The organism is Micromonospora sp. NPDC049060, from assembly GCF_040649055.1.
GTDB lineage: Bacteria > Actinomycetota > Actinomycetes > Mycobacteriales > Micromonosporaceae > Micromonospora > Micromonospora reichwaldensis.
In genome coordinates this window covers 62,488-89,289 of sequence record NZ_JBEZEV010000009.1, presented here as the reverse complement: position 1 = coordinate 89,289, position 26,802 = coordinate 62,488, and the positions used below count along the sequence as shown (strand labels likewise).

Here is a 26,802-nt window from a genome sequence, read left to right as displayed (position 1 = left end):
TAGGGCGTGCGTCCACGGCCTGGGCGGGGGCGTCCGGACGCCGGGATGGGGTGAGGTCTCCGGTAGGGGGCTGTTCGGCGGGAACAGGCCCGAACCGGAGACCTCGCGGCTACGCCTTGGCGCCGGCCTTCTTGGCGGTGGCGGACTGGCCGACCGCCTGGGTGAACACGGGGAGGTAACCGAGGGACTGCCCGGTCGCCATCGGGTGGTACGAGTTCGACAGGTTCAGGATGTCGACGGCGTGGATCCACTTGTTGCCGCTGCAGATCTGGTGCCCGACGAAGATGCTGCGTACGTCGGCGAAGGTGAACCCGGCGCGGGCCGCGGCGGCGGCGATCAGGCTGTCGGCCAGGTTGATGCCCTCGTTGACCTTCGCGCGGGCCGCCTCGCCGATGCCGAGGCAGACCGTGCCGAGCTGGTAGAAGACCGGGTAGCTCAGCACCACGACCTTCGCGTTCGGGGCCTTGCTGCGGATCGCGGCGTAGGCCCGGTCGAGCAGGCCGGGGAGGTTCGCCCGGGCCTGGACCTGGGCCGCGTCCACCGCGGCGATGCAGGCGCTGGAGCCCTGGAGGGCGCAGGTGCTCATGATGGTGCCGAACCCGGCGTCGTTGCCGCCGATGGTGATGCTGACCAGGGTGGTCTGTGCGCTGAGCGCGGCGACCTGGGAGTTGATCACATCGGTCGTCTTCGCGCCGCCGCAGGCCACCGACTTGTAGGAGGCCGGCGCGTTGGCCGCCGCCCAGAGGGCGGAGAACGCCTTGGTGCTGCGCTTGCAGGCGCCGCTCTCCGTGGTGTAGCTGCCGGCGCCGACACCTGAGGCGTACGAGTCGCCGAGCGCCACGTAGTGGTGGCCGGCGGCCTGCGCCGGGCTGGCCAGCCCCAGTACCGCGAGTGTCGCGGAGAGGACGCCTGCGAGCAGGCTCAGCGTTCGGGATCTGGTCATGTACCCCTCCAAGGTCCACCGGTTGGTGAACGATTAATAGCACTACATCGATGTTTAGGGATAGATGCAGATCGACTCGATGTGGCGATCGGGTGGAACTGAGGGGTGGGCTCGGCGCGGGGGCCGGGCCCGCCCGGCCCAGGACGCCGGATCCGGTGACCTGGCCGTCGATGTCGCGGGGGCGTCGACGCGTGCGGTGCCGGCAGACCCGTCGGCCATCGCCGGTTTTTTCGATGTTGCGGCCGTGTCCCGCCATCCGGTCGTGGCGGATGAAGGGAGCCGGCCGGTGGGTCGCGGGCCGGGCTTGCTGACCTGCCAAGTCGCGGCGAATAGCGACCAATCGCCGCAGGCGCCACTCGTCGGGCTCTCCGGACCCAAGGTGTGAGAAGCGGCCGAGTCAGGCCAACCGTCACTCTTGCAATCAATGTGAATTCCATGAATAGATCGAACGCATCCGGTCGGGTGAGCCTCACCAACCGATCGGGTGCCCGGGGCTACCTGACAGGCAGCCCGTGCTCAGCTCCATGGAGGTACCACATGCGACACTCCGGGTCTTCGCTGCGCCGCGTCACCGCACTCTCGGTGGCCGGCGCGCTGGTCGTCGGCACGTTGACCAGCAGTCCCGCTCAGGCAGCACCCGCGACGCCCGCTTCCCCCGACCAGGCCACCGCGCTCGCCGCCGCACTCGGCGACCGCTCCGGCGGGGCGTACGCCGGGGCCGACGGCGCCATGGTCGTCACCGTGACCGACGACGCCGCTGCCCGTAAGGTCCGCGCGGCCGGCGCGACCCCGAAGCTCGTCGCCCGAGGTGCGAAGGACCTCGCCCGGGCCACCGCCGCGCTGGACAGCGCCGCGCGGGTGCCCGGCACCGCCTGGTGGACCGACCCGGCGACCAACCAGGTCGTGGTCTCCGTCGACAGCACGGTGACCGGCGCGAAGCTGGACCGCGTCGAGGCCGTCGCGGAGCGGCTCGGCGGTACCGTCCGCATCCAGCGGGAGGCCGGCACGCTCAGCACCCGGGCCGCCGGTGGCGAGGCCATCTACGCCGAGGGCGGCGGCCGCTGCTCGCTCGGCTTCAACGTCCGCAGCGGCGACACCCACTACTTCCTCACCGCCGGGCACTGCACCGACATCACCGCCAACTGGTACGCCGACTCCGGGCAGGGCAACCTGCTCGGCACCGGCGGCACCGGCAGCTTCCCCGGCAACGACTACGGCATCGTGCAGCACACCAACCCGGCCGCCGCCGACGGCAGCGTCTACCTCTACGACGGCACCACCCGCGACATCACCGGCGCGGCCGAAGCCTTCGTCGGGCAGTCGGTGCAGCGCTCCGGCAGCACCACCGGCCTGCACGGCGGCGCGGTCGAGGCGACCAACGCCACGGTGAACTACGCCGAGGGCAGCGTCAGCGGGCTGATCCGCACCACGGTCTGCGCCGAGCCGGGCGACAGCGGCGGCGCGCTCTTCAGCGGAAGTACCGCCCTGGGCCTGACCTCGGGTGGCAGCGGCAACTGCTCCTCCGGCGGAACCACCTACTTCCAGCCGGTCACCGAGGCGCTGAGCGTCTACGGAGTGGAGATCGTCTGACAGTCGCCACAGCAGCGGGGCCGCCGGTGACCGGCGGCCCCGCTGCTTTTCCCAGGCCGCTGATCCGGCCGACGGGTGCGGCTAGAACGGGAAGCGGCCGCGGCGCCACTGCCAGTGGCGGCCGGCCTTCAGGTGGTCGACGACCGCGCGCTGGAGCACGGTGCGGCGCGGCAGCTCGTCGAGCGGCGTGGTCAGGGTGCGGAACACGAACCGCAGCACCTCGACGTCGGCGTCCAGCCCCTCCGGATCCGGATCCTCGTGGGGCTCCAGCGCGAACCTCCGCTGGAACCGGGCGATGTGGGAGTCCTCGGGCAGGTACTCCAGCAGTTGCGGATCCAGCAGCCACGAGCCGCAGGAGAACGCCGTGTGGCGCTCGTCGGGGAAGTGGCGCGGGAAGAACGCCCGGGCCTCGTCGAGCGACGCCGCGACCGACTCCGGGGTCAGCGGCCCCGCCTCGGGGACGTGCAGGGCGATGCTGGTGTCGCCGCGCTGGTGTTGCAGCCGGCCCAGCTCGTAGAGGCCGCCGCGGGCGTGCAGCGTCAGCCAGCTCTGCATGACCGGCCAGCCCTCGCGGCGCATCCGCCGGTCGATCGCGAGGTTGCGGCCCAGGTCCGCGAGGGTCGCCCATGACACGGCGTCGGCGATGCCGTGGTCGCGGTGGTACCCCCTGACGACGTCGACCAGGGCCAGGTACGCGTACACGTAGAGATGCCGCCAGGCGGGGCCCCGCTCGCGCGGCAGCGCCGGACCGGGCGGCAGCCAGGCGTGGCCCCCGAGATCGGCGCGGACCAGGGCGGTCGACCGGTCGAGCAGCCAGCGCAGCTCCGGAGTCCACAGCGGAGAGTCGGGGTCGGGCCAGCCCGCCATGATCTCGGCGGCGTCGTCCGGCCGCACCGCGAGCCGGTCGAGGAGCGCGGGCGCGTCGGCCCTGGCGGGCAGCGGCGCCGACGGCCGGTCGCCGGCGAGCCGGTGCAGGCGGTCGATGTCCTCGACGGGTACGCCGAGCCGGGCGGCGGTGTCGTCCAGATCCACGCGGACGACCCTACCGGCCGGTCGGCGTCCTCCCCGGCCCGTGCCGCACGGCCGGGCGGCACGCGTCCGCAGCGTCCACGCGCCGGGCCGGGACTGTCACCACCCGGTGACAGCAATCGACCTTGTCAAATATTTACAGATCCGTATACCGTGCCGTTGGTAAGTTCCGGACCCGGACGAAGGGCGGGCGCATGGCAGCCAGTGGGGCGGCGGTGACGCATCGGGCGATCGACCAGGGTCGGTTCATGCTCGATGGCTCACTCGACCTCAGCGCACCGTTCACCTCCGTGGCCGACGTGACGATCGGCGGCCGACTGCACGAGTTCACGGCCGGCGCGGTCGGGCTCGCGGACGACGTGGCCCGGACGCTCGGCGTCGAGACGTTCGACGAGGAACTCACCTACCAGGGCGGCACGCTGGCGACCGCGCGCATCCGGTCCTACGACCCGCAGATCCAGTTGGCCGAGGAGCGGCTCGTGGCGGTCTGGCGGGGACGACGACACTGCTTCTTCACCGAGATGTACGGCGCGTCGACCACCGATCTGCTCGGGGCGTTGCGGACCCTGCGCGTCGAGGAGCACGACGACGGGTTGGCCCTGCGCCCGGCCTCGAAGACCGGGGCCGAGTTCGCCGAACCCGCCACCGTCCTCAAGGAGATCCCCGGGCTCGGCCTGCTGGAGATCGCCCCGCTCACCAAGCAGCGTGCCGGACAGTTGCCCTCCTGGCGCGGCCTCCAGACGCGGGCGGGCGAGCTCTTCCGGGACGTCCTGCCCGACGGGCAGCCCTACTTCGTACTGGCGGCGGCGGACGCCTGGCTCAGCCTGGTGCCGTTCGGCGACACGGCCGTGGAGCAGGTGCCCACCCTGGTCGACCGGCTCCGCGTCCAGACGGTCCGGTAGGTCGGGATGTCCGGGCTGCTGGCCGGCGTGGCCACGTACACCGTCCTGTTCACTTTGCTCGTCAGCACCGCCGAGCACCTGTCGCGGCCGGCGCCGCTCGCCCGGGCCCTGGCCGCGCACCGGGTGCTTCCGGCTCCGGTCGCGGTCGCCGTCGTCGCCATCGCCGGCGAGGGACTGCTCGCCGGCGCCGGGATCGTGGCGCTGCTCCACCCCGCCGGCGAGCGCCTGCTCGTCGCCGTCCTCGTCGGCAGCGGCGCGCTACTCGCCCTCTACGCCGGCTACGGCCTGTACGTGCGCTCGACCGGGCGCGCCGGGTCGTGCGGATGCTCCCGGGTGGAACTGCCGATGACCGGTTGGGTGGTGGCACGGGCGGCGATCCTCGCCGGGCTGGCACTGCTCGCGCTGTCGCTGTCCGGCTCGATCGTCGCGCCGGACCGGGCCGACGCCGCCCTCGCCGTCGTGCTGCTGGCCTCCGCCACGTTCACCACGCTGCTGTGGCACCTGCCCGCCGCGATGTACGAGCCGGCGCCGGCGACAGCCGGGCGGCCCACGACCCGCCGGTCCATCGGCACGACAGAGGGAGGCCTTGCCGGATGAGCTTCCAGACCAGCGCACTGATCCTGAGCTGGATCGCGATCCTCCTGCTGGCCTTCACGGTCTCGGGCCTGGTACGCCAGGTGCACGCGCTGTCGAGCGGGGCGGTCCAGCGCCGTCCCGAGTCGGTCGGTCTGCGGCCCGGCGCACCGGCCCCCGGATTCGCCCGGCTGGCGCCGGCGGCCCCGACGGTTCCCTTGGTGCTGCTATTCCTGGAGCCCGACTGCGGGACGTGCACCGAGGTGCTGGCCGAGGCGGGCGAGCACGTCCGCCCCGGCCTGGAGTTCCGGGTCCTCTACCGGGAGGACCCCCCGGCGCGGGCGGCGGAGCTGCCGATCACCGTGCTCGGCGGGCAGGCGGAACTGTTCGAGCGGTACGACGCCCTCGCCACGCCGTTCGCCACCGTCGTCGACGCGGCCGGGCGGGTGCTCCGCGCCGAGCCGGTCGGCTCCCGGGCGGCACTGCACCGCCTGCTCGACGAAGTCGACGGCCCACCCGGCGGCCCCGCACCGGCGGTCGCCACGAATCAGGGAGATCGGGCATGACCGGTATCGACACGGTGCCCTGGTTGCGCGGGGACGACCCGGGGACCGGCGCCGCCGTCCGGCGGGTGCCGGTGCAGCCGGGCGGCCGCAGGCGCGCGGGCTGGGCGCTGTCGCGACGCACCCTGCTCCGGGCGGGCACCGCGGTGGGGATGGCCGCGCTCAGCGTGTTCCCGGCGGCCCGCCGCGCGTACGCCGACGGCTACACGATCTATGCCGGGTGCCCGACGTACGCCAGCGACCACAACTGCTCACCGGGGTGCGGCCCGAGCACGATCTTCGCCGACTCCTGCAACACCAGCGGGACGTACGCCGGCTTCCACAAGAACGACGGCGTCACCTGGATCCTGCGGCCGAACCAGTGCTACGGCGGCACCTACGACGGCTGGCTGTGGGCGTACAACGGCGCGTGCGGCGCCTGCGCGTGCTCGGTCGAACGCCGGTGCCACGACGGGTACAAGAAGACCAGCTCGGGCTGGGTGAAGTCGATCTGCCGCTGGAACACCAAGTGCGGATGCCTGGGCACGGCCAGCTGGCCCACCACCCGGCGGAGCAACACCGGGGTGAACGTCTACACCGTGCAGCACCTGCTGACCGCCCGCGGGCACGCGACCGAGATCGACGGGATCTTCGGTGGCGACACGGAGGCGAAGGTGAAGAGCTTCCAGGCGGCGGCCGGCCTCGGTGCCACCGGTGTCGTCGACGCGACCACCTGGCCGAAGCTCGTGAGCACGGTCCGCTCCGGGAACAGCGGCCACGCCGTCAGCGCCGCGCAGCGCCAGCTGAACAGGCGCGGCTACGCGCTGGTGGTCGACGGGTCCTTCGGCCCGGCGACGGACAGCGCGGCGCGCGACTTCCAGCGGCAGAACGGGCTCACGGTCGACGGGGTCGTCGGGGTGAACTCCTGGCGGACGCTGACCGGCGCCGCCGTATGACCCGGACACTGCCGGGGCACGCCCGGGCGGCACTACGCCGGGCCGGCGACCCTCTCGTACCCCTGCTGCTGCTCGCCGTCGGTGCGCTCGCCGCCGCCGCGTACGGGCACGTGCTCACCTGGGCGATGATCGGAGGGCTCGCGGGTTACACGCTCTCCGGCTCCGTTTGAACGCACAACAGCGCGCACGCGCTGGCCTCGCCCGGGTGGCGGGATCGAGATCGGCAGGGCGTCGTCCTCACCCTATTCGTCGTGGGGTTGATCGTCGGCGGCCTGCTCAGCGGATCGGTGCTGGGGTTGCTCTCCGGCCTGTCCGCTCCCTTGCCCGTCGCGTGGCGGTACGCGGGCATCGTGGGGGTGGCGGTGCTGGGGCTGCTCCGCGAGGTGGGTCTGGTGTCGATCCGGCTGCCGCAGAACGCCCGGCAGGTGCCGCAGGACGTGCTCCAGCGCAGCCTGCGCCGTGGGGCGTTGCAGTTCGGCTTCGAGATGGGCACCGGGGTGCGCACCTACGTCTCGGCGAGTGCTCCGTACGTGCTGGCGGTCGCTCTGCTCCTCGGCGGCCAGCGCCTGCACGTCGCGATGCTCGCCGGGGTCGGATTCGGCGTCGGACGCGCGATGACCCCGCTGGCCCGCCGCGCCGCCGGCACCGGCGACAGGTGGGACGCCGACCTGCGGGTACGGATCCGGACGATCACCGTCACGGCGGGCGTCGTGCTCGTCGTCGCCCTCGGCCTGCTGGCCGTGCGGCAGTTCTGAACGCGGCGCGACGCCCCGACGCCGTCCACCGCGACGGTCAGCCGCGACCGGCCGCGCACGTGTCGTGCCGGCCGGGACCCGCGCGGACGTCGCCCCGACCCTGCCGCGCGAGGGTCACGCGCGGGTGTGGTGACCCGCCTTGACGACCTGGTCGTACTCACTGCGCCGGGCGTCGTAGGCGGCCTCCAGGAACGTCTCCGAGTCCGGGCCCACCGGCAGCCGGAGCGGCGGCGACTCCAGCTGGCTGAGCCGCCAGACCACGTCGGCGAAGAGCTCGGGGGAGTTCACCTCGATCTTGGCGTTCATGCTGCGCAGGGCGCCGAGCAGGCCGTCGCTGACCGGCGTGTACTCCGGGATCCGTTGCTCCGGCATCACCAGGTTGGCGCTGTACCCGGTGGCGAAGCCGCCCGGCTGGAGGATGGTGACCTTCACCCCGAGGTGCCCGGCCTCGGCGGCCAGCGACTCGGCCGCTCCCTCCACCGCGAACTTGCTCGCCGTGTAGGCGGCCAGCCCGGGGAAGGGAACCATGCCGGCGACCGAGCTGACGAAGACCGCGTGCCCGTGGCGCTGCGCCCGCCACAGCGGCAGCACGGCCCGGGTGAGCCGCCACGGCCCGAACACGTTGGTGTCGAACTGCGCGGCGAGTTCCGCGTCGGAGACCTCCTCGAAGGTGCCGAACTGGCCGTAGGCGGCGTTGTTGACCAGGACGTCGACCCCGCCGAAGGCGTCCACCGCCCGCGCGACCGCCGCCACGCACTGCGCCGGATCCCGTACGTCCAGCGCGGCGGCCACCACGTTGCCCGGATACCGGGCCACCAACGCGTCGAGGGTCTCCGGTCGCCGGGCCGTCGCCAGCACCTGCTCCCCCTCGGCGGCGAGCCGGGCCGCGAGGGCCTGACCGAGTCCGCTCGAACACCCCGTGATCAACCAACGCTTCGCCATCGCTCCCGACCCGCCCAATCCGAAGGGTCACCCGTCGGGTGCAGATTGTCAGAGCCCTCGGCGAGGGTGAAGGGACCTCGGCTGTCGCCAACCGGATTCGTCGGGTACCCGGCGCACCGCCGGCCGCTGACCGAGGATGCGACGGCCGGTTGGCCCCAGCTCCCCGGGGTGGCCCGCGGCGACCTGTCCCCGCCGCCGGATCTTGATGATGGGAACGGCCGGTATCCTGGATCGGGTACGGAGTGTGACCATATATCCGCTATTTCGAGGGGTGACCATGTCCGATCACGCGTCCGGCCGCATCGAGGTCACCCGCCTGCGGGAACTGCTCGACGGGCCGTGGGCCGACGTCCGCAACGCGCACCGGGACCAGCTCGACGCGCGCTTCCTCCCGGTGTACGGCGAGACCGGTGACCAGGCGCGCGAGCGGATCACCCGGTTGATCGCCGAACTCCCCGTCAAGCTGGGCATCGCGTCGGCCTTCCCCACCGAGTACGGCGGCAGATCCGATGTCGGCGGCTCGATCGTGGCCTGCGAGATGCTGGCGCAGATCGACCTGTCGCTGATGGTCAAGGCGGGCGTGCAGTGGGGCCTGTTCGGCGGCGCGGTCGACGCCCTCGGCACCCGGCGGCACCACGACGCCTACCTGCGGGACATCGTCTCGGGCAAGATCCTCGGCTGTTTCGCGATGACCGAGACGGGCCACGGCTCGGACGTCCAGCAGCTGCGTACCACCTGCACCTACGACCCGCGGACGCAGACCTTCGATCTGCACACCCCGCACGAGGCGGCCCGCAAGGACTACATCGGCAACGCGGCCCGGGACGGGCGGATGGCCGTGGTCTTCGCGCAGCTGATCACCGAGGGGCGGCGGCACGGTGTGCACGCGTGGCTGGTGCCGATCCGCGACGCGCAGGGCGACCCGCTGCCGGGCGTGACCATCGGCGACGCCGGGCCCAAGGCCGGCCTGCTCGGTGTCGACAACGGGCGGCTCAGCTTCGAGCACGTGCGGGTGCCGCGGGACATGCTGCTGGACCGGTACGGTCAGGTCGCGGAGGACGGGACGTACTCCAGCCCGATCGAGGACGACTCCCGGCGCTTCTTCACGATGCTCGGCACCCTGGTCCGCGGCCGGGTGAGCGTGGGCGGCGCCGCGTCGGCGGCGACCAAGTCGGCGCTGGCCATCGCGGTGCGCTACGGCGACATCCGCCGCCAGTTCGACACGCCCGACGCGGACCGGGAGGTGCTGCTCAACGACTACCTGGCCCACCAGCGCAAGCTGCTGCCAGCCCTCGCCACCACGTACGCGCTGCACTTCGCCCAGGCCGAGCTGGTCGCCGCGCTGCACGAGGTGCAGGGCGGCGACGGGCCGGTCGACGCGCACCGGCAGCGGGAGCTGGAGTCCCGGGCGGCCGGTCTCAAGGCCGCACAGACCTGGCACGCCACCCGCACCATCCAGATGTGCCGCGAGGCGTGCGGCGGCGCCGGCTACCTGGCCGAGAACCGGCTGCCCAGCCTCAAGGCGGACACCGACGTCTTCACCACGTTCGAGGGCGACAACACGGTGCTGCTTCAGCTGGTGGCCAAGGGGCTGCTCACCGGCTACCGGGACGAGTTCGGCTCGTTGGACGGCTGGGGGCGCGCCTCCTTCGTCGCCGAACAGGTCCGCGAGATGGTGCTCGAGCGCACCGCCGCGCGGTCGGTCATCGAGCGGCTGATCAGCGCCGTGCCCGGTCGCGACGAGGAGGTCGCCGTCACCGATCGCGGCTGGCAGCTCAAGGTCTTCGAGGACCGCGAGAGGCACCTCCTCGACGGCGTGGTCCGCCGCCTGCGCAACGGCGCGGCGACGAAGAAGGACCGCCCCTTCGACATCTTCAACGACGTCCAGGACCATGTCCTCGCCGTCGCCGCCGCGCACGTCGACCGGGTCACCCTGGAGGCGTTCGTCGCCGGCATCGAGGACGCGACGGACCCAGAGGTCCAGGCGCTGCTCTCCCGGGTCTGCGACCTGTACGCGCTCAGCGTCATCGAGGCCCACAAGGGATGGCTCCTGGAACACGGCCGCCTCACGCCGGCCCGCTCCAAGGCGATCACCGGCGTGGTGAACGGTCTGCTCAAGGAGCTGCGCCCGCACATGCGGACGCTCGTGGACGGGTTCGCCATCCCGGACGCCTGGCTGCACTGCGCAGTCCTGCGCGAGGAACCCCGCAGGCAGGAGGACATGGCCGCCCACGACGCCGCCGGGCGAGGCCGGTGACGAGAACCGCCCACGATGACCGCGCGGACGAGAGGGCTGCCGCGCCTGGCCCAGGGCGACGGTGACCGGGCTGCCCGGCGCGTCGCCGTGCGGCTGCGGTCGTCGCTACGTCGGCATCGAGCCCGCCGGGGACGCCGGGTGCCCGGGCGCGCTTCGAGGTGCCGCGTAGGGTGCGTCGGGCGCGAGCCCACCGTGCCCGGTACCGATCGGCGTCGTCTTCGCGAGGCGGTCCTCCTGGGCGGCGGTGATCCGGCGGATCAGCACGATGAGCGAGGCGCCGGCGACCAGGCAGGCGACGGTGGGGATCAGCCGGGGGCCGAGCGAGTCCTGGTAGTAGCGGATGTACGTGGCGAACTCCGTGTCGCTGCGGGGCCACGGGGTCAGCCGGTCGTACCGCTGGTTCTCGAGGCGGAGCAGGATCCGGTCTCCGACGCTGAACGTCAGCCACGCGGCCCACCAGAGCCCGACCAGCGCTGGCGTGGCACGTCGCCAGAGGCTGTCGCGGGCGACGTTGGCGATCACCCGGGCCGGCACCACGAAGTTGGCGAAGGGGACCAGCCAGCCGGCGATGGCCCAGCCGGAGTTCAGCGTCGGCAGGGCCCCCGGGAACGCCTCCAGGTTCCTGCGCGCGCGCCAGGTCCAGATGATCAGTAGCACCGCGGCGGTCAGGATCGCCGAGAGGTGGAGCAGGGTGAGCAGCACCTCGGCGGCCACCGCGCCGAGCAGCAGATCGCGGTCGCCGCGTTCGGCGGCGGCACGGGCCAGCTGGACGCCGAACACGGGGAACAGCCCGCTGGGCAGGTAGAGCAGGCTGGCCGCGCCGACGGCGACGGCGGCAGCCGTGCCCAGGCGGCGCAGGGGATGTGTGGGCACGCCCGGGGTGACCGCCGGTTGGCCGAGCGGAGTGTTGCAGCGCCGGCACTCGTTGAAGGCCGGGGACGTGGCGTCCCCGCAGGTCATGCAGATCAAGGTGACCGTCCAGGATGGCGGCGAGAGGTGACGCGCGCAGACTAGACGATCATGGCTGGAGGCGGTGACCGGCGCGACCAGGCCAGTCAGGCACGTCGATGTAAGCCGAGTGGGGAACGTTACGTCTTGACGAACGGCATGTTATCGCTCACAGTCGATGGCTGAGGCCGATGTCGCGTGGCTTTCCGGGCGAGCTGGCTTGTCGACCTTGAATCAGGCGTGCGCTTGGGCGCAAGCAGGTCTTGTTAGCGCTAACTGCTTGCCGCTCGTGCCCGGCCACGCGTCGCGGTGCGCCCATCCTCGGGCATCCCGTTGGCATCTCTCATCCGAGGAGGATCATGTCTGTCTTCGATAGGTCGCCATCTCCCGCGCCGCCGCCGTCACGGCGGCGCCGGTGGTTGCCGCGGGTCGTCGCCGCCGGGGTGGCCCTGCTGGTCGGTGGCGTCGCCGCAGCGGTGGTGTCGTCGGCACCCGCCGCCGCGGCGACGGTCGACACGAGCGCGTGGTACGTGTTGGTCAACCGCAACAGCGGCAAGGCCCTGGACGTGTACAACCTGGCCACGAACGACGGCGCGCGGATCGTGCAGTGGGCGCGCAACGACGGCAACCAGCAGCAGTGGCAGTTCGTGGACTCCGGCGGTGGCTACTACCGGTTGAAGTCGCGGCTGTCCGGCAAGGTGCTCGACGTCTACAACTTCTCGACCGCCAACGGTGCCAGCATCGTGCAGTGGGCCGACGGCAACGGGTCCAACCAGCAGTTCCGATTGGCCGACTCCGCCGGTGGCTACGTCCGCCTGATCAACCGGAACAGCAACAAGGCGGTGGAGGTGCAGGGCGCCTCGACCGCCGACGGCGGGAACGTCGTGCAGTACGACGACTGGAACGGCAACAACCAGCAGTGGCAGCTCGTCCGCGTCGACGGCGGGGGCAACCCCACCACACCGCCGCCCGGCACGTGTGCGCTGCCGTCGACGTACCGCTGGTCGTCGACGGGCGCGCTGGCGCAACCGAGGGCGGGGTGGGTGTCGCTGAAGGACTTCACCCACGCCCCCTACAACGGCCGGCAACTCGTCTACGCGACCACGCACGACACGGGAACGACGTGGGGCTCGATGAACTTCGGCCTCTTCACGAACTGGTCCGACATGGCCTCGGCCAGCCAGAACCAGATGCCCTTCGCCGCCGTCGCGCCCTCACTGTTCTACTTCGCCCCCAGGAACATCTGGGTACTCGCCTACCAGTGGGGCGGACCCGCCTTCTCCTACCGGACGTCGAGCGACCCCACCAACGTGAACAGTTGGTCGTCGCCGCAGACGCTCTTCACCGGCAGCATCTCCGGCTCCGGCACCGGACCGATCGATCAGGCGCTCATCGGTGACGACACCAACATGTACCTGTTCTTCGCCGGGGACAACGGGAAGATCTACCGGGCCAGCATGCCCATCGGGAACTTCCCGGGCAGCTTCGGCTCGACCTACACGACCATCATGAGCGACACGACAAACAACCTGTTCGAGGCGGTCCAGGTCTACAAGCTCCAGGGCCAGAACCGGTACCTCATGCTCGTCGAGGCGATCGGCGCGCAGGGTCGCTACTTCCGCTCGTTCACGGCCACCAGCCTGGGCGGTACGTGGACGCCGCAGGCCGCGACCGAGAGCAACCCGTTCGCCGGCAAGGCCAACAGCGGCGCCACCTGGACCAACGACATCAGCCACGGCGAGTTGATCCGCAGCAACGCCGATCAGACCATGACCGTCGATCCCTGCAACCTCCAGTTGCTCTACCAGGGCCGTTCCCCCAACTCCGGCGGCGACTACGGCCGCCTGCCGTACCGCCCGGGTCTGCTGACCCTGCAACGCTGACGACGGGCACCGGACCCCCGGATGTCGTAGACGTCCGGGGGACACCGGCGGGGGAGTGCCCGATTTTCGGGTGTAACGCCCCGGCCCGGCCCCTGAGAAGGGTGCGGCCCCTCCGTTGCCGGAGGGGCCGCACCCGGTTCTGGTCAATCTCCAGGGCGGGGGCCCTGCGTCGTAACGGTCAGACCACCGTGCAGGCGACGCCGTTGAGGGTGAAGGCAGTCGGCTCGGCGGTGTTGCCGCTGGTGTTGGCCTGAAAGCCGATGTTGATGGTGGCCCCGGGGCCGATCGCGGCGTTGTAGTCGACGTTACGGGCGCTCACCTGGCCGCTGGACGGCGAGTAGGTGGCACCCCAGCCCGAGGTGATCGACTGGCCCGAGGGCAGGTTGAAGGCCAACGTCCAGCCGTTGATCGCCGAGGTGCCGGTATTGGTGATGTCGATGCTGGCCGTGAAGCCGGAGCCCCAGGAGTTCATCGTGTAGGCGACCCGGGGTCCCGTGCCCCCACCCGGGGGCGGGGTGACGGTGGGCGTGGGGGTCGGGCTGGGCGGCGGGGTGCCGTTCACGCTGGTCACGAAGGTCATGATGCTTCGGGCGGGCAGCGTGACGGTGAGGGAGCCGTTCGACATGGTGAGCGCGCTCTGGGGCGCGACGGTCCGGCTCGCGTCGGTCAGCCAGTTCGAGACGCTGCCGGAAGCGGTGGTGCCCGACAGGCTGAACTGCTGGCTCACCGACGAGGTGTTCTTGTTGACGGCGACGATGACGACGGTGTTGCCGCCCCGGTACGCCGAGACGTAGACGTTCGATGCCGGGTTCGCCGTCGCGTCGATCCGGGTGTAGCCGGGCCGGACGAACCGGGCGAAGTGCGCCATCATGGCACCGCGCTTGCTGACCTGGCCGTCCTCCCGCATGGGGCCGTAGCTGCGCCGCAGATACCACCAGACGTACGCCTGGAACTCGGCGTCCACCATGGCGCGGTGGATGTGCTCGCCCACGTCGAGCGCCTCGGGCCAGGCGTCGCCCGAGTTGGTGTTGCTGTTGGGGTAGTAGACCTCGGTCATCCAGAGCTCTTTGCCCGCGCCCTTCTGCTTGAAGAGCGGGTACGGAAAGTTCGAGTACGACGTCCCGTAGAGGTGGGCCCCGATGATGTCCACGTTGGCCAGCGCCGTGGGATCGTTGAGAATCGGGTCCGACACGGACTTGATGTACTGGAACGACTCGGGTGCCATGACCCGGGTGCTGATCGAGCCGGCGTTCTCCCGCAGGAACCTGACCATCTCGGCGGAGGTCCACCACGTCCAGTCGTGCGCGTAGTCGGGCTCGTTCTGCACCGAGATGCTGTACAGGGGCACCCCGTTGTTATGCATGTACGTGGTGAAGTCGTTGAGGTGCTGCGCATAGGCGGCGTACGAGCTGTAGCGGAGCCGCTTCGCGTTGGTCTGGCTGCCGCGAGTGAAGGTCTCGATCATGCTGGCGGGCGGGTTCCACGGCGAGGCGAAGACGGTCACCCCGAGCTCGGCCGCGCGCTTCGCCGTCGCGAGGTCACGGCCGAAGTCCGCCGAGCTCTCGCCGACGGGAATGCGCAGGATGGAGAAGCCCAGCCGACCCTCGCCGGTGCCGAACGCCGTCTCCCGCTGGGCGGCCGTCAGGTCGCCGATCCAGGCCGCGTGGGCCATGGCGCCATAGCCCTTGATCGTCTGCCGCTGCGCCGACAGGTTGACGGTCGCCGGTGCGGCCGAGGCTCCCGTGGCTCCCAGCAGTGTGGTCGCCGCTGCCGCGACCGGCACGGCCCCCATCGTCGTCAGGACGGCTCTCCGGCTCAGCAATCGCCGCTCGCCGCTGACCGGCCCGTTCTGATCGTGCGTCATTCTGCGTCCTCCTGGCTGGTGGTGGTGATACGCGCGTGCCCCGGCCCGGTCCGGACCGGTCAGCGCCGCCCTGGGGACTGCCCTTGACCCCGGCGTCAATGACCCGTCGGCTCTCATCGACTGACGCCGCTGTTAGCGTTAACAGATCGTGAGTTTAGGTTCCGGCGCAGGGCGGGTCAAGCACGGGGCGGGCCGGGCATGACCACCCGGGCGCGACCGACGCTCCTGCCGGAGGCAGCGAGTGTCGCCGGGATCATCGAGGGCTGTGCGGCGACGGCCGAGCGTCGCCGCACAGCCCTCTGCGAGGTGGAATCAGGCGCGGGACCACTGCATGCTGGGGGCGGAGCCGCACGTCCGCTGTTCCAACGCGGCACCGGGAGCGGTGGAGCCGCCGACCACGTTCAGACACTTGTTGCTGTTGACGTTGACCAGCTGGTGGTAGCCATCGCCGGTGGATCGCCAGCTGAACACCTGGTTGAGGCCGTCGTGGCAGGTGTACTGGACGATCCGGGCCCCGTCGGCCGTGGAGAAGTCCACCACGTCGACGCACTTGCCGCTGTGGACGCTCTGCAGGCGCACGTTGCCCCCGCCGGCGTCGAGGAACCTCCACTGCTGCCAGCTCTGTCCGTTGCCCGTCCACTGGCCGATCACGGCGAGGTTGTCGAGGTTCGGCTGTTGGACGTCGACGACCTGGCCACTGTTGCGGTTGATGACCCGGTACGCCGGGGTGGCCGTCCCGCCGCCGAACTGCCACCAGTTCACGTTGAACAGGTTTCCGGTGCCCCCGGCGAACCGCAGATACAGGTCACGGGTCCCGGTGGCACCGCTGATCGCGCAGGTGGAGGTGGTCCACGCCTGCCAGCCGCCGGTGCCGCCGACGGCGCAGGTGCCGGCGAGCGGGCCGGTGGCGCTGTCCAGTCGTACCTCGATCCGGCCGCCGGCCGCCCCGGAGGCCACCCGGGCGCTGAAGGAGGTCGCGCCGGCGCCGAAGGCGACGCCCTTGACCTTGATGTAGTCACCGTTGGCGAGGTAGCCGACGTTCATGCCGCCCTCGCTGGACGGCTCGGTCTCGATGCCGGAACCCCAGGCGATCGTCTCGGCCTCCTGCCGGGTGTACGGGTTCAGCGTGCCGACCTGCGGGACGCCGGCGGTGGTCATGTTCATCGTGGGAATGGTGCCGTCGGAGTTGTAGGCGAACTTCTCCACCGCCACGGAGCGGGTGTATCCGCCGCCGCCGGGCAGTGCCCCGTTGTGGTAGAAGAAGTACGACCCGCCGTTGAAGTCGACGATGCCGGGATGGTTGGTGAAACTGGCACCCTGCCGGGGCATGACTGCCCCGGTACGTCCAGGGTCCGGTCGGGCCGGGCGCCGTCGAGTAGCCGATGAACTCGGAGCAGCACTCCGCCGCGAACACGTTGTAGTAGACCCCGTTGCGCTTGAAGACCCAGGGGCCTTCCTCGTAGAGGGTCGGGCGGCTCGGGTTGCCGGTTCGGGTGCCGAACCCGGCGGTGGTGAGCGGGATCCGGGTCGGGCTGCCGGAGAACGAGATCATGTCGGGATTGAGCCGCACGTACCACAGGTTCGGGTTGCCCCAGTACAGATACGCCTGCCCGTCGTCGTCGACGAAGGCGTGCGGGTCGATCTCACCGTTGCCGACCAGCGGGCGGCCGAGCGCGTCCCGGAACGGCCCGGTCGGGCTGTCGGCGACACCGACCCCGATCACCATTCCGCCGCCGCGCTGCCGCACCGGGACGTACCAGTAGAACTTTCCGTTGCGCGGGACGACGTGGCCGGCCCAGGCGTCCGCGTCCGCCCAGGCGAAGGTGCCGAGGTTCATCGGTACGCCGTGGTCGGTCCAGTTGACCATGTCGGCGGAGGAGAACACCCGCCACTCGCGCATGGTGAAGTACGTGGAGCCGTCCTCGTCGTGCCCGGTGTAGACGTAGACGCGCCCGTTGTGCACCATCGGCGCCGGGTCGGCGGTGTAGATGTGCTGGACGATCGGGTTGTCGGCCTGCGCGGTGCCGGGCAGGAGGGCGACGGTGCAGATCAGTCCGGCGAGTACGGCGATGGCGTGCCGAGCTCTCGTCCCGATCCGGCGTGCACGTGTCAGCTGGCTGTCGGTCACACCCGGCTCCACCGCTGGTTGGTGCCGCCGTGGCAGGACCAGAGGATGACCGTGGTCCCGTTGGCGGTGCCGCCGTTGTTGACGTCCAGGCACAGGGACGGGAAGCGGACGTTGCTCACCGTGCCGTTGCCGTTGAACGTCCACTGCTGGTTCGTGCCGCCGTTGCAGTCCCAGAGCTGTACCCGGGTGCCGTTGGCGGCGGTGCTCGGGACGTCCAGGCACTTGCCGAGGACGCGCAGCGCCTGCCCGCTCTGGCTGATCTGCTGGTTGGCGTTGCCGTGACAGTCCCAGATGAGCGTCCCGGTGCCGTTGGCGGTATTGGAGTTGTCGACGTCGAGGCATCGTCCGGCCGATTCGCTGCGTAGCCGGAACGTGGTGGGGGGCGGCGGGTTCGTGGTGCCGCCGCCGCTGACCCGGTACACCACCGTGCCGTGCGCCGGGACGCTCGCGGAGATCGTTCCGGTGCTGGTGGAGGTGCCGTTGGTCCACGCGTCGCGCAGGGTGAACGAGGTGCCGCTCTTGCCGATCGCCGCCGCCGTCGTGGAGATCGTCGTGGTGGAGCTGCCCTGGTTGAACAGCGCGACCGCGACGTCACCGTTGGCCAGCCGCTTCGCCAGCGCCCGCCGGGTGCCGTCGTTCGACACCTGGACCGCCTGGAGCCCGAGCGGGTCCTGGTTGATCGCGACCAGGTTCTGGTTCCGCAGGATGGTCAGCGTCGCCGCGCTGGCCGAGCGCAGGTCGTTGCCCATCATGAGCGGCGCCGCCATGATCGACCAGAGCGCGAAGTGGCTGCGCATCTCGGTGTCGTTCATCCCGCCGTTGCCGACCTCCAGCATGTCCGGGTCGGTGAACCCGCCCGGCGCGGCGTACCCGGCCAGCGGCACGTTGACGTCGACGATGTTCCGGATGCCCATCGGGTAGCCGTTGGTCTGGCCGGTGTCCCACGCGTTGGTGATGTCCTCGGTGGTCCGCCAGAGGTTCGCCACGTCGCTCCAGTTGCGCTGCGGCCCGGTCTTCTCGTGGATGCTGTTCGGGTTGATGCTGTAGACGATCGGCCGGCCGGCGGCGGCCAGCGCGTCCCGCATGATGCCGAACCTGGCGATCTGGTCGTTGATGGTCCCGGTGGGGGAGCACCAGTCGTACTTGAGGTAGTCCACGCCCCAGGCGGCGAACTGCCGGGCGTCCTGGTACTCGTGCCCGAGACTGCCGGTCGAGCCGGGGAAGGCGTCGAAGTACTGCGCACAGGTCTGGTCCAGCGGCGCCTGGTAGAGGCCGAACAGCAGGCCGCGCGAGTGCAGGTAGTCGCCAAGCGCCTTCATCCCGCTCGGGAAGCGCTGCGGATGCGCCTGGAGGTTGCCCTGCGCGTCCCGGTCCGGGTTGAACCAGCAGTCGTCGACGACGACGTACCGGTACCCGAGGTCGCGCAGCCCGTTGGCGACGATCGCGTCGGCCGTCTGGCGGATGAGCGTCTCGTTGATGTTGCAGCCGAACGTGTTCCAGGTGTTCCAACCCATCGGCGGCGTACGGGCGACGCCGTTCTCCAGCGCCTGTGCCGGACGGGGCGCGACGGCCCCGTCCGCGACGGTCGCCGCGAGGGCCACCGCCAGGATGCCCAGGGCGGCCAACCATTGTCTCGGTGTGCGCACGTGTTCCTCCTCGGTCGGAGCGGTGAGCGGCGTCGGGTCGGGCGCCGGCGCCGGGATACGACGAACGAGGGCGTCACGGGGCGTGGCCGGTGCGATGGTCGCCCGGCCTGCCCGCGGGCATCGATGGCCTACCTCGGGACGGGCTCGTCCGGGCCCTCGGCCGACCTCGTGCCGGATCACGTCGCTCGCCGTCCGTCGTCGCGTTCCCGGTCGGCTCCGGCCCGGTGGTCGCCCGGGGACCCGACCCGATGAGACGGATGTTATCGCTGACATCCACTGATGTAAATCAGTCGTGGCGATGTCGAGTCGCCCTCGCGACGGTTGGTGGCGGTCCGGGTCGACTTCGGCCGGAGAGTATCGCAGCTCAGTGCGCGCACCGAAGTCGGCGTCCCCAGAGGATCGGTCCGCGCTCGGCTGGTGTCGTGCGATCGTGTGAGCGTAAATGAGAGCTCGATGTTCTCGCTAACAATCGTCGATCCGTCGCCGGGGCCGCAGCGCTGGGCGCTCCCGCCCCCGAGCCCCGCCGAGCAAGCGCCGGCAGCCCGTCCGGGCAGCCGGGAGCGCGGGGATGGTGACCGCGAGTGATGCCTCTGGATCGGGCCACACGCTCCGCCTATCCTTCCGTTACTGAGCTGTTGTCGGCCGACGTCTTGACGGCGCTGTATGTGAGCGTTAACACTATGCCGGTCATTGATCGGAGGTGGGCATGAGCAGTGTGGACGGTGCGGGCGAGCGGTACGTGGTCGGAGTCGACTACGGCACCCTCTCCGGACGGGCGCTGGTGGTCCGGGTTCGCGATGGTGCCGAGGTCGGGACCGCGGTGCACGAGTACCGCCGCGGCGTGATCGAGACCGTGCTCCCCGACGGCGGCCCGGTCCTGCCCCCCGACTGGGCCCTGCAGGATCCGGAGGACTACCGCGACGTTTTGCGGCACGCCGTGCCCGCCGCCCTGGCCGACGCCGGTGTGGATCCGTCGCAGGTCATCGGCATCGGCACCGACTTCACCGCCTGCACCGTCCTGCCGACGCTCGCCGACGGCACCCCCCTGTGCGAGGTTCCGGAGCTGCGCCACCGGCCGCACGCCTGGGTGAAGCTGTGGAAGCACCACGCCGCCCAGTCGCACGCCGACCGCATCAACGCGTTGGCCCACGAGCGGCACGAGCCGTGGATCGGCCGCTACGGCGGCAAGATCTCCGCCGAGTGGCAGTTCGCCAAGGGCCTCCAGATCCTCGAGGAGGATCCGGAGGTCTACCGCCGTGCCGAGCGCTTCGTCGAAGCCGCCGACTGGATCGTCTGGCAGTTGTGCGACGAGGAGACCCGCAACGTCTGCACCGCCGGATACAAGGGCATCCGGCAGGACGGCCGGTACCCGTCGACCGACTACCTGAGCGCCCTCAACCCGGGCTTCGCCGACTTCGTGACCAAGTTGGACGGCCGGCTCCTGCCCCTGGGCGAGCGGGCCGGCGCCCTCAGCGCCCGCGCCGCCGCCTGGACCGGGCTGCCGGCGGGCATCGCGGTCGCGGTCGGCAACGTCGACGCCCACGTCACCGCCGCCGCCGCCCAGGCGCTGAGCCCCGGTCGACTGGTGGCGATCATGGGCACCTCCACCTGCCACGTCCTCAACGGCACCCACCCCGCCGAGGTGCCCGGCATGTGCGGTGTCGTCGACGGCGGCATCAGCGCGGGCGCCTGGGGCTACGAGGCCGGGCAGAGCGGGGTCGGCGACATCTTCGGCTGGTTCGTCACGAACGCCGCGCCGGCCGGGATCGCGTCGCACGAGCGGTTGACCGAACTGGCCGCCGGCCAACCGGTCGGGGCCCACGGCCTCATCGCGCTGGACTGGTGGAACGGCAACCGGTCGCCGCTGGTCAACCACGACCTCAGCGGCCTGATCGTCGGGCTGACCCTGGCCACCCGGCCGCAGGACGTCTACCGGGCGCTGCTGGAGTCCACGGCGTTCGGCACCCGGATGATCATCGAGGCCTTCGTCGAGGCCGGGATACCAGTCACCGACCTGGTCGTCGCCGGTGGCCTCGCCGCCAACCGGCTGCTCATGCAGATCTACGCCGACGTCACCAACCGCCCGCTGGGCATCATCGGCTCCGCCCAGGGACCGGCGCTCGGCTCGGCGATCCACGCGGCCGTCGCCGCTGGGGCGTACCCGGACGTTTACCGTGCCTCGGCGGCGATGGGCCGGGTGGACGAGGGCGTGTACCAGCCGGACCCGGACAACGCGCGGGCGTACGACGCCCTCTACGCCGAGTACCGCGCGCTGCACGACCACTTCGGCCGCGGCGGCAACGACGTCATGCTCCGCCTGCGGGCGATCAGGAACACGGCCCTGGAAGTGGCCGCGGCGCGGACCGACACGGTTCTGGAGGCGATCGGATGAACACCGACGTGGCGCGGCAGGTGAGCGTCCTGCGGGAGACGGTGGCCCGCCTGCACGGCGAGTTGACCCGGTACGCGCTGGTAGCCTGGACCGCCGGCAACGTCTCGGCGCGGGTACCGGGCCAGGACCTCATGGTGATCAAGCCCAGCGGTGTCGACTACGACGCCCTGACGGCGGACACCATGGTCGTGTGCGACCTGAACGGGACGGTGGTCGACGGGGGCGGCACACCGTCCAGCGACACCGCCGCGCACGCCTACGTCTACCGGGCCATGCCGGAGGTCGGTGGCGTCGTGCACACGCACAGCAGCTACGCCACCGCCTGGGCGGCCCGGGGCGAGTCCATCCCGTGCTGGCTGACCGCGCAGGCCGACGAGTTCGGCGGGGAGATCCCGGTGGGGCCGTTCGCCCTGATCGGTGGTGACGACATCGGCAAGGGGATCGTCAGCACCCTGTCCGGGCACCGCTCGCCAGCGGTGCTCATGCGCAACCACGGGGTCTTCACGATCGGCAGGGACGCCCGCGCGGCGGTCAAGGCCGCGGTGATGTGCGAGGACGTCGCGCGTACCGCGCACCTGGCACGGGCGCTCGGGCAGCCGCTGCCGATGGCGCAGGCCGACATCAGCTCGCTGCACGACCGGTACCAGAACGTCTACGGCCAACGCCCGGCACCCGGCTGACCGGGAACGGCCCCTTCCCGTACCAACCACACCACCACACCGGGACACGCGCGCGCCACGTGTCCGGACCACCCCACCGAGGAGAACCGATGAGAACCAGGAGAACGGCACGCACCCTGCTCGCAGTCGTCGCCACCGTGCTGCTCACGGGCAGCGTGGCGGCCTGCGGCAACAGCGACACCGGCGGCGGCTCCGCCGACGACGGCAAGATCACGCTGGGCTTCTCGCAGGTCGGCGCGGAGAGCGGCTGGCGGACGGCGAACACCACCTCCATCAAGGAGGCTGCCGCCGCGGCGGGGATCGAGCTGAAGTTCGACGACGCCCAGCAGAAGCAGGAGAACCAGATCAAGGCGATCCGGAACTTCATCCAGCAGAAGGTCGACGTCATCGCCTTCTCGCCGGTGGTGGAGTCCGGCTGGGACACCGTGCTCAAGGAGGCCAAGGACGCCGGCATCCCGGTGATCCTGACCGACCGCTCCGTCGACTCGGCCGACAAGTCGCTCTACAAGACCTTCCTCGGCTCGGACTTCGTCAAGGAGGGCCGGCTGGCCGGCGAGTGGCTGGTGGAGCAGACCAAGAGCGCCAGCGGGCCGGTGAACGTCGTCGAGTTGCAGGGCACCACCGGCTCGGCGCCGGCCAACGACCGCAAGGAGGGCTTCGCCAAGGCGATCGCCGCCAACCCGAACCTGAAGGTCGTCGCCTCCCAGTCGGGCGACTTCAAGCGGGCCGACGGCAAGCAGGTCATGGAGCAGTTCCTCAAGGCCAACCCGAAGATCGACGTGCTCTTCGCGCACAACGACGACATGGGTCTGGGCGCGCTGGAGGCGATCACCGCCGCCGGCAAGGTGCCCGGCAAGGACATCACCATCATCACCATCGACGCGGTGAAGGACGGCATGCAGGCCCTCGCCGACGGCAAGTTCAACTTCATCGCCGAGTGCAGCCCGCTGCTCGGTCCGCAGCTGATGGACCTGGCGAAGAAGGTCCACGCCGGCGAGGAGGTCCCGGCCCGGATCGAGACCGAGGAGACCACCTTCACCCAGGAGCAGGCCAAGGAGGCACTGCCCAACCGCAAGTACTGACCGACGCCGGGGTCGCCGTCCGCTGACGGCGACCCCGGCCCGTCGTTCGTTCCTGTCCTACCGACACCATCCAGAAGAGGTCCGATGGGATGACGGATAGCCGTCCGGTCCTGACCATGACCGGGATCAGCAAGACCTTCCCCGGGGTACGCGCGCTCCACGACGTCGACTTCCGGCTGTTCCCGGGCGAGGTCCACGCCCTGATGGGCGAGAACGGTGCCGGCAAGTCGACCCTGATCAAGGTGTTGACCGGCGTCCACGCCCTCGACGAGGGCACCGTCGTCCTCGACGGCGAGCAGGTCGCCTTCAGCGGCCCGATGCAGGCGTCGGCCTCCGGGGTGAGCACCGTCTACCAGGAGGTCAACCTCTGCACCAACCTGTCCGTGGCGGAGAACATCTTCATCGGCCGGGAGCCCCGTCGTCTCGGCGCGATCCGCTGGGGCGAGATGCGCCGGCGGGCGCGGGCACTCCTGGCCCGGCTGGACCTCGACATCGACGTCTCCGCGCAGCTCGGCACGTACTCCCTGGCGGTGCAGCAGATGGTCGCCATCGCCCGGGCGATCGACGTGCGGGCCCGGGTGCTGATCCTCGACGAGCCGACCTCCAGCCTGGACGCCGGTGAGGTCGCGCAGCTCTTCCGGATCATGCGGCAGCTGCGCGACGAGGGCATCGGCATCCTCTTCGTGACGCACTTCCTCGACCAGGTCTACGGCATCGCCGACCGCATCACGGTGCTGCGCAACGGCACCCTGGTGGGGGAGTACCGGACGGAGGAGCTGCCCCAGCTCAGCCTCGTCGAGAAGATGATCGGCAAGGAGCTCGACGTCCTGGAGCGCCTCGACGAGCAGCAGAAGCGGACCGCCGCCGTCCGGTCCGACGAGGCCCCGCTGGTGGACGCGTCGGAGCTGGGCCGCAAGGGCGCGGTCGCCCCGTTCAGCCTGCGGATCCACGCCGGCGAGGTGGTCGGGCTCGCCGGCCTGCTCGGCTCCGGCCGCACCGAGGTGGCGCGGCTGCTGTTCGGCGCCGACCGCGCCGATCACGGCACGGTCGTCGTCGACGGCGGCGGGACGCAGGTGCGCAACCCGGTCCAGGCCATCGACCGCGGCGTCGGGTTCTGCTCCGAGAACCGCCGCGCGGAGGGCGTCGTCCCCGAGCTGTCGGTGCGGGAGAACATGATCCTCGCGATGCAGGCGGCACGCGGTTGGCTGCGTCCGATCCCCCGCCGCCGGCAGGACGAGCTGGTTGAGAAGTACATCAAGGCGCTCAGCATCCGGCCGGCGAACCCGGATCTGCCGGTGCGCAACCTCTCCGGCGGAAACCAGCAGAAGGTGCTCCTGGCCCGCTGGCTCATCACCGAGCCGCGCCTGCTGATCCTCGACGAGCCCACCCGGGGGATCGACGTCGGCGCGAAGGCCGAGATCCAGAAACTGGTGGTCCAGCTCTCCGACGACGGCATGGCGGTGTTGTTCATCTCCGCCGAGCTGGAGGAGGTGCTGCGGCTGAGCCACCGCGTCGCCGTGATGCGTGACCGGACGATGGTCGCCCAGCTCGACAACGACGACACCCTCGACGCCGACCGCGTCATGCGGACCATCGCCAGCGGAACCACCGGTGCGGAGGTGATCCGGTGAACGCCGTCGCCGACCGCCTCCGCCCGCTGACCGGCCACCGCCTGTTCTGGCCGGCGCTCGTGCTGGTGGTCATGATCCTGGCCAACACGATCTACCGGCCCGGCTTCCTCTCCATCGAGGTCAAGAACGGGCACCTCTACGGCACCCCGGTCGACATCCTCCGGCTGAGCGCACCGCTGATGCTGGTGGCGCTGGGCATGACCCTCGTCATCGCCACCGGCGGCATCGACCTCTCCGTCGGATCGCTCTGTGCCATCAGCGGCGCCGTCGCCTGCCTCTACATCAGCGAGGCGCCCGACCAGAACAGCCCGGCGACCGTGCTCACGGCGCTCGCGCTGGCCTTCGGCGCCGCGCTCGCGCTCGGCGCCTGGAACGGGGTGCTGGTCGCCGTCATCGGCATCCAGCCCATCATCGCCACGCTGATCCTCATGGTGGCCGGCCGGGGGCTCGCGCAACTGGTCACCGAGGGCCAGATCATCACGATCAACTCCGGGCCGTACCGGGCGATCGGGCTCGGGCACTTCCTGACCCTGCCGCTGGCCGTCTTCATCGCCCTCGCGGCGGCCCTGCTCATCGCCGCGTTCACCCGGCGTACCGCGCTCGGTCTGATCGTCGAGTCGGTCGGCGGCAACGCCGAGGCGAGCCGGCTGGCCGGCATCCGGTCCAGCCGCGTCGTCTTCCTCGTATACGTGGTCAGCGCCGCCTGCGCCGCGATCGCCGGGTTCATGATGACGGCGAACGTGTCCAGCGCCGACGGCAACGCCGCAGGCCTCTGGGTGGAACTCGACGCGATCCTCGCGGTGGTCATCGGCGGCACCGCGCTCGCCGGTGGCCGGTTCTCCCTCGCCGGCACCATCCTCGGCGCGCTGATCATCCAGACCCTCACCACCTCGGTGTACGCCATGAACATCTCGCCGCAGACGGCCCTGCTGTTCAAGGCGGTCGTCGTCATCGCCGTCTGCCTCATCCAGGCGCCGGCGTTCCGCGCCAGGTTCAGCCGCCGCCGTCGCGGAAGCACCCCCGGGCCCACGGCACGGCGGCGGGAGAAGGAGCAGGTGCCGGCATGAGCAGCACGTCACTGACCACCGGTCGCGCCTGGCGACCCGGGGTGCCCCGGCGGCACGTCCCGGTCCTGGCCACCCTCGCCCTGCTGCTGGTCATGTACGGCGTCGGCGTGTCCCAGTACCGGGCGTTCTCCAATGTCCAGGTCGTCTTCAACGTCTTCATCGACAACGGCTTCCTGCTGGTCGTCGCGGTCGGCATGACCTTCGTGATCCTCACCGGCGGCATCGACCTGTCGGTCGGCTCCGTCGTCGCGATGACCGCCATGGTGTCGGCGTCGCTGCTCCAGGACGGGTTGCCCCCGGCCCTGGTGCTGGTCGTCGCGCTGCTGATCGGCCCGACGCTCGGGTTCCTGATGGGCTGCGCGATCCACTTCTTCGAGATCCAGCCGTTCATCGTCACCCTCGCCGGCATGTTCTTCGCCCGGGGCATGTGCACGTTCATCAGCGACGCGTCCATCCCCATCACCGACGGCTTCTGGACGGCCGTGTCGCAGGAGCGCATCGGCGACCCGCGCGGCAACTTCGTGTCGATCATCGTGCTGATCGCGTTCGTGGTGGTGCTCGTCGCCGCGTACGTGCTGGCGTACACCCGTTTCGGCCGCACCGTGTACGCGATCGGCGGCAACCCCCAGTCGGCGCTGCTGATGGGCCTGCCGGTGGGGCGTACCCGGATCGCCGTCTACACGGTCAGCGGGCTCTGCTCGGCCATCGGCGGCATCCTGCTGTCGTTCTACACGCTCTCCGGCGCACCGCTGATCGCCATCGGCATGGAGCTGGACGTGATCGCGGCCGTCGTCATCGGCGGCACCGTGCTCACCGGCGGGTCCGGCTACGTCTTCGGCACCGTGCTGGGCGTGCTGGTGCTGGGCGTGATCCAGACCCTGATCACATTCGACGGGAGCCTCAACTCCTGGTGGACGAGGATCGTGATCGGTGGCCTGCTCTTCGCCTTCATCCTCCTCCAGCGCCTCATCGGCATCCGCTTCAAGTGACCG

The 26,802-nt window shown here is 70.9% G+C and carries 22 protein-coding genes and 1 pseudogene; 15 read left to right on the top strand and 8 right to left on the bottom strand.

What is annotated here, in order from left to right; translation table 11 throughout:
- Nucleotides 1–109 precede the first annotated feature (109 nt).
- A complete protein-coding gene (locus tag AB0B83_RS06680; RefSeq protein ID WP_357577318.1) occupies nt 110–943 on the bottom strand; it encodes an SGNH/GDSL hydrolase family protein in 834 nt (277 codons plus the stop codon).
- Between the two features lie 537 nt (nt 944–1,480).
- On the opposite strand from AB0B83_RS06680, the gene AB0B83_RS06675 reads away from it, so the two are divergent.
- The gene (locus AB0B83_RS06675; RefSeq protein WP_357577317.1) at nt 1,481–2,533 is read left to right on the top strand and encodes a S1 family peptidase; all 1,053 of its coding nucleotides are present in this window, start codon (nt 1,481–1,483) and stop codon (nt 2,531–2,533) included.
- Between the two features lie 81 nt (nt 2,534–2,614).
- On the opposite strand, the gene AB0B83_RS06670 is transcribed toward AB0B83_RS06675, so the two are convergent.
- Nucleotides 2,615–3,565: an acyltransferase domain-containing protein gene (locus AB0B83_RS06670; protein ID WP_357577316.1), complete on the bottom strand. Its 951-nt coding sequence runs from the start codon at nt 3,563–3,565 to the stop codon at nt 2,615–2,617.
- A 245-nt stretch (nt 3,566–3,810) separates the two neighbouring features.
- Here AB0B83_RS06670 and AB0B83_RS06665 point away from each other — a divergent pair, with 245 nt between their 5' ends.
- The 6 genes from AB0B83_RS06665 to AB0B83_RS06640 all read left to right on the top strand — a co-directional run bounded on the left by AB0B83_RS06665 (nt 3,811) and on the right by AB0B83_RS06640 (nt 7,290).
- Nucleotides 3,811–4,464, top strand: a complete 654-nt coding sequence (locus AB0B83_RS06665; RefSeq protein WP_357577315.1) for a hypothetical protein — start codon at nt 3,811–3,813, stop codon at nt 4,462–4,464.
- Between the two features lie 6 nt (nt 4,465–4,470).
- Nucleotides 4,471–5,061 (top strand): MauE/DoxX family redox-associated membrane protein, encoded by a 591-nt coding sequence (locus tag AB0B83_RS06660; RefSeq protein WP_357577314.1) that lies wholly within the window; start codon nt 4,471–4,473, stop codon nt 5,059–5,061.
- The gene (locus AB0B83_RS06655; RefSeq protein ID WP_357577313.1) at nt 5,058–5,603 is read left to right on the top strand and encodes a hypothetical protein; all 546 of its coding nucleotides are present in this window, start codon (nt 5,058–5,060) and stop codon (nt 5,601–5,603) included. Before AB0B83_RS06660 ends, AB0B83_RS06655 begins: the two co-directional genes overlap by 4 nt.
- Nucleotides 5,600–6,535, top strand: coding sequence for a peptidoglycan-binding protein (locus AB0B83_RS06650; RefSeq protein ID WP_357577312.1), 936 nt, complete (start codon nt 5,600–5,602; stop codon nt 6,533–6,535). Before AB0B83_RS06655 ends, AB0B83_RS06650 begins: the two co-directional genes overlap by 4 nt.
- Nucleotides 6,532–6,705 (top strand): hypothetical protein, encoded by a 174-nt coding sequence (locus AB0B83_RS06645; protein WP_311412517.1) that lies wholly within the window; start codon nt 6,532–6,534, stop codon nt 6,703–6,705. The genes AB0B83_RS06650 and AB0B83_RS06645 overlap by 4 nt, the downstream gene beginning before the upstream one ends.
- An 81-nt stretch (nt 6,706–6,786) precedes the next feature.
- The gene (locus AB0B83_RS06640) at nt 6,787–7,290 is read left to right on the top strand and encodes a hypothetical protein (protein ID WP_357577311.1); all 504 of its coding nucleotides are present in this window, start codon (nt 6,787–6,789) and stop codon (nt 7,288–7,290) included.
- Nucleotides 7,291–7,404: 114 nt separating this feature from the next.
- Here AB0B83_RS06640 and AB0B83_RS06635 read toward each other — a convergent pair whose 3' ends face one another.
- Complete coding sequence (locus AB0B83_RS06635; protein ID WP_357577310.1) at nt 7,405–8,232, bottom strand: SDR family oxidoreductase; 828 nt, start codon at nt 8,230–8,232, stop codon at nt 7,405–7,407.
- Nucleotides 8,233–8,509: 277 nt separating this feature from the next.
- On the opposite strand from AB0B83_RS06635, the gene AB0B83_RS06630 reads away from it, so the two are divergent.
- Nucleotides 8,510–10,489, top strand: coding sequence for an acyl-CoA dehydrogenase (locus tag AB0B83_RS06630; protein ID WP_357577309.1), 1,980 nt, complete (start codon nt 8,510–8,512; stop codon nt 10,487–10,489).
- A gap of 105 nt (nt 10,490–10,594) precedes the next feature.
- Here the strand turns inward: AB0B83_RS06630 and AB0B83_RS06625 are convergent, their stop codons facing one another.
- Nucleotides 10,595–11,449, bottom strand: coding sequence for a DUF4328 domain-containing protein (locus AB0B83_RS06625; RefSeq protein ID WP_357577308.1), 855 nt, complete (start codon nt 11,447–11,449; stop codon nt 10,595–10,597).
- A 347-nt stretch (nt 11,450–11,796) separates the two neighbouring features.
- On the opposite strand from AB0B83_RS06625, the gene AB0B83_RS06620 reads away from it, so the two are divergent.
- Complete coding sequence (locus AB0B83_RS06620) at nt 11,797–13,320, top strand: non-reducing end alpha-L-arabinofuranosidase family hydrolase (RefSeq protein ID WP_357577307.1); 1,524 nt, start codon at nt 11,797–11,799, stop codon at nt 13,318–13,320.
- Nucleotides 13,321–13,498: 178 nt separating this feature from the next.
- Here the strand turns inward: AB0B83_RS06620 and AB0B83_RS06615 are convergent, their stop codons facing one another.
- From AB0B83_RS06615 to AB0B83_RS06600, 4 genes and pseudogenes are all read right to left on the bottom strand, one after another.
- Nucleotides 13,499–15,184, bottom strand: coding sequence for a cellulose binding domain-containing protein (locus AB0B83_RS06615; RefSeq protein WP_357577306.1), 1,686 nt, complete (start codon nt 15,182–15,184; stop codon nt 13,499–13,501).
- 312 nt (nt 15,185–15,496) lie between these two features.
- Entirely contained in the window at nt 15,497–15,946 is a 450-nt protein-coding gene (locus AB0B83_RS06610; RefSeq protein WP_357577337.1) for an RICIN domain-containing protein, read from the bottom strand.
- Nucleotides 15,923–17,216 (bottom strand): annotated as a pseudogene (locus AB0B83_RS06605) (glycoside hydrolase family 43 protein); the annotation flags it as partial. The pseudogene AB0B83_RS06605 and the gene AB0B83_RS06610, both read right to left, overlap by 24 nt.
- Before the next feature lie 92 nt (nt 17,217–17,308).
- Nucleotides 17,309–18,826: a ricin-type beta-trefoil lectin domain protein gene (locus AB0B83_RS06600; RefSeq protein ID WP_357577336.1), complete on the bottom strand. Its 1,518-nt coding sequence runs from the start codon at nt 18,824–18,826 to the stop codon at nt 17,309–17,311.
- A gap of 838 nt (nt 18,827–19,664) precedes the next feature.
- Between AB0B83_RS06600 and araB the strand changes: the two genes are divergently transcribed.
- From araB to yjfF, 6 genes are all read left to right on the top strand, one after another.
- On the top strand, nt 19,665–21,350 hold the full coding sequence (gene araB / locus AB0B83_RS06595; protein ID WP_357577305.1) for a ribulokinase: 1,686 nt from the start codon (nt 19,665–19,667) through the stop codon (nt 21,348–21,350).
- On the top strand, nt 21,347–22,030 hold the full coding sequence (locus AB0B83_RS06590; protein WP_357577304.1) for an L-ribulose-5-phosphate 4-epimerase: 684 nt from the start codon (nt 21,347–21,349) through the stop codon (nt 22,028–22,030). Before araB ends, AB0B83_RS06590 begins: the two co-directional genes overlap by 4 nt.
- 89 nt (nt 22,031–22,119) lie before the next feature.
- Nucleotides 22,120–23,112 carry an ABC transporter substrate-binding protein gene (locus tag AB0B83_RS06585; protein ID WP_132236625.1) on the top strand — a complete coding sequence of 331 codons (993 nt, stop codon included), beginning with the start codon at nt 22,120–22,122 and terminating at the stop codon, nt 23,110–23,112.
- Between the two features lie 89 nt (nt 23,113–23,201).
- Nucleotides 23,202–24,743 (top strand): sugar ABC transporter ATP-binding protein, encoded by a 1,542-nt coding sequence (locus tag AB0B83_RS06580; protein WP_357577303.1) that lies wholly within the window; start codon nt 23,202–23,204, stop codon nt 24,741–24,743.
- Entirely contained in the window at nt 24,740–25,810 is a 1,071-nt protein-coding gene (locus AB0B83_RS06575) for an ABC transporter permease (RefSeq protein WP_357577302.1), read from the top strand. Before AB0B83_RS06580 ends, AB0B83_RS06575 begins: the two co-directional genes overlap by 4 nt.
- Nucleotides 25,807–26,799: a galactofuranose ABC transporter, permease protein YjfF gene (gene yjfF, locus AB0B83_RS06570; protein WP_357577301.1), complete on the top strand. Its 993-nt coding sequence runs from the start codon at nt 25,807–25,809 to the stop codon at nt 26,797–26,799. The genes AB0B83_RS06575 and yjfF overlap by 4 nt, the downstream gene beginning before the upstream one ends.
- Nucleotides 26,800–26,802 lie beyond the last annotated feature (3 nt).

Excerpts from the sequence above, each read along its gene's own strand:
- yjfF (WP_357577301.1), top strand. The coding sequence starts at position 25,807 with ATGAGCAGCACGTCACTGACCACCGGTCGCGCCTGGCGACCCGGGGTG.
- AB0B83_RS06680 (WP_357577318.1), bottom strand. The coding sequence starts at position 943 with ATGACCAGATCCCGAACGCTGAGCCTGCTCGCAGGCGTCCTCTCCGCG.
- AB0B83_RS06660 (WP_357577314.1), top strand. The coding sequence starts at position 4,471 with ATGTCCGGGCTGCTGGCCGGCGTGGCCACGTACACCGTCCTGTTCACT.
- AB0B83_RS06645 (WP_311412517.1), top strand. The coding sequence starts at position 6,532 with ATGACCCGGACACTGCCGGGGCACGCCCGGGCGGCACTACGCCGGGCC.
- AB0B83_RS06655 (WP_357577313.1), top strand. The coding sequence starts at position 5,058 with ATGAGCTTCCAGACCAGCGCACTGATCCTGAGCTGGATCGCGATCCTC.
- AB0B83_RS06580 (WP_357577303.1), top strand. The coding sequence starts at position 23,202 with ATGACGGATAGCCGTCCGGTCCTGACCATGACCGGGATCAGCAAGACC.
- AB0B83_RS06630 (WP_357577309.1), top strand. The coding sequence starts at position 8,510 with ATGTCCGATCACGCGTCCGGCCGCATCGAGGTCACCCGCCTGCGGGAA.
- AB0B83_RS06615 (WP_357577306.1), bottom strand. The coding sequence starts at position 15,184 with ATGACGCACGATCAGAACGGGCCGGTCAGCGGCGAGCGGCGATTGCTG.
- AB0B83_RS06620 (WP_357577307.1), top strand. The coding sequence starts at position 11,797 with ATGTCTGTCTTCGATAGGTCGCCATCTCCCGCGCCGCCGCCGTCACGG.
- AB0B83_RS06625 (WP_357577308.1), bottom strand. The coding sequence starts at position 11,449 with ATGACCTGCGGGGACGCCACGTCCCCGGCCTTCAACGAGTGCCGGCGC.
- AB0B83_RS06650 (WP_357577312.1), top strand. The coding sequence starts at position 5,600 with ATGACCGGTATCGACACGGTGCCCTGGTTGCGCGGGGACGACCCGGGG.
- AB0B83_RS06590 (WP_357577304.1), top strand. The coding sequence starts at position 21,347 with ATGAACACCGACGTGGCGCGGCAGGTGAGCGTCCTGCGGGAGACGGTG.
- AB0B83_RS06665 (WP_357577315.1), top strand. The coding sequence starts at position 3,811 with ATGCTCGATGGCTCACTCGACCTCAGCGCACCGTTCACCTCCGTGGCC.
- AB0B83_RS06600 (WP_357577336.1), bottom strand. The coding sequence starts at position 18,826 with ATGGGTTGGAACACCTGGAACACGTTCGGCTGCAACATCAACGAGACG.
- AB0B83_RS06675 (WP_357577317.1), top strand. The coding sequence starts at position 1,481 with ATGCGACACTCCGGGTCTTCGCTGCGCCGCGTCACCGCACTCTCGGTG.
- AB0B83_RS06635 (WP_357577310.1), bottom strand. The coding sequence starts at position 8,232 with ATGGCGAAGCGTTGGTTGATCACGGGGTGTTCGAGCGGACTCGGTCAG.
- araB (WP_357577305.1), top strand. The coding sequence starts at position 19,665 with ATGAGCAGTGTGGACGGTGCGGGCGAGCGGTACGTGGTCGGAGTCGAC.
- AB0B83_RS06585 (WP_132236625.1), top strand. The coding sequence starts at position 22,120 with ATGAGAACCAGGAGAACGGCACGCACCCTGCTCGCAGTCGTCGCCACC.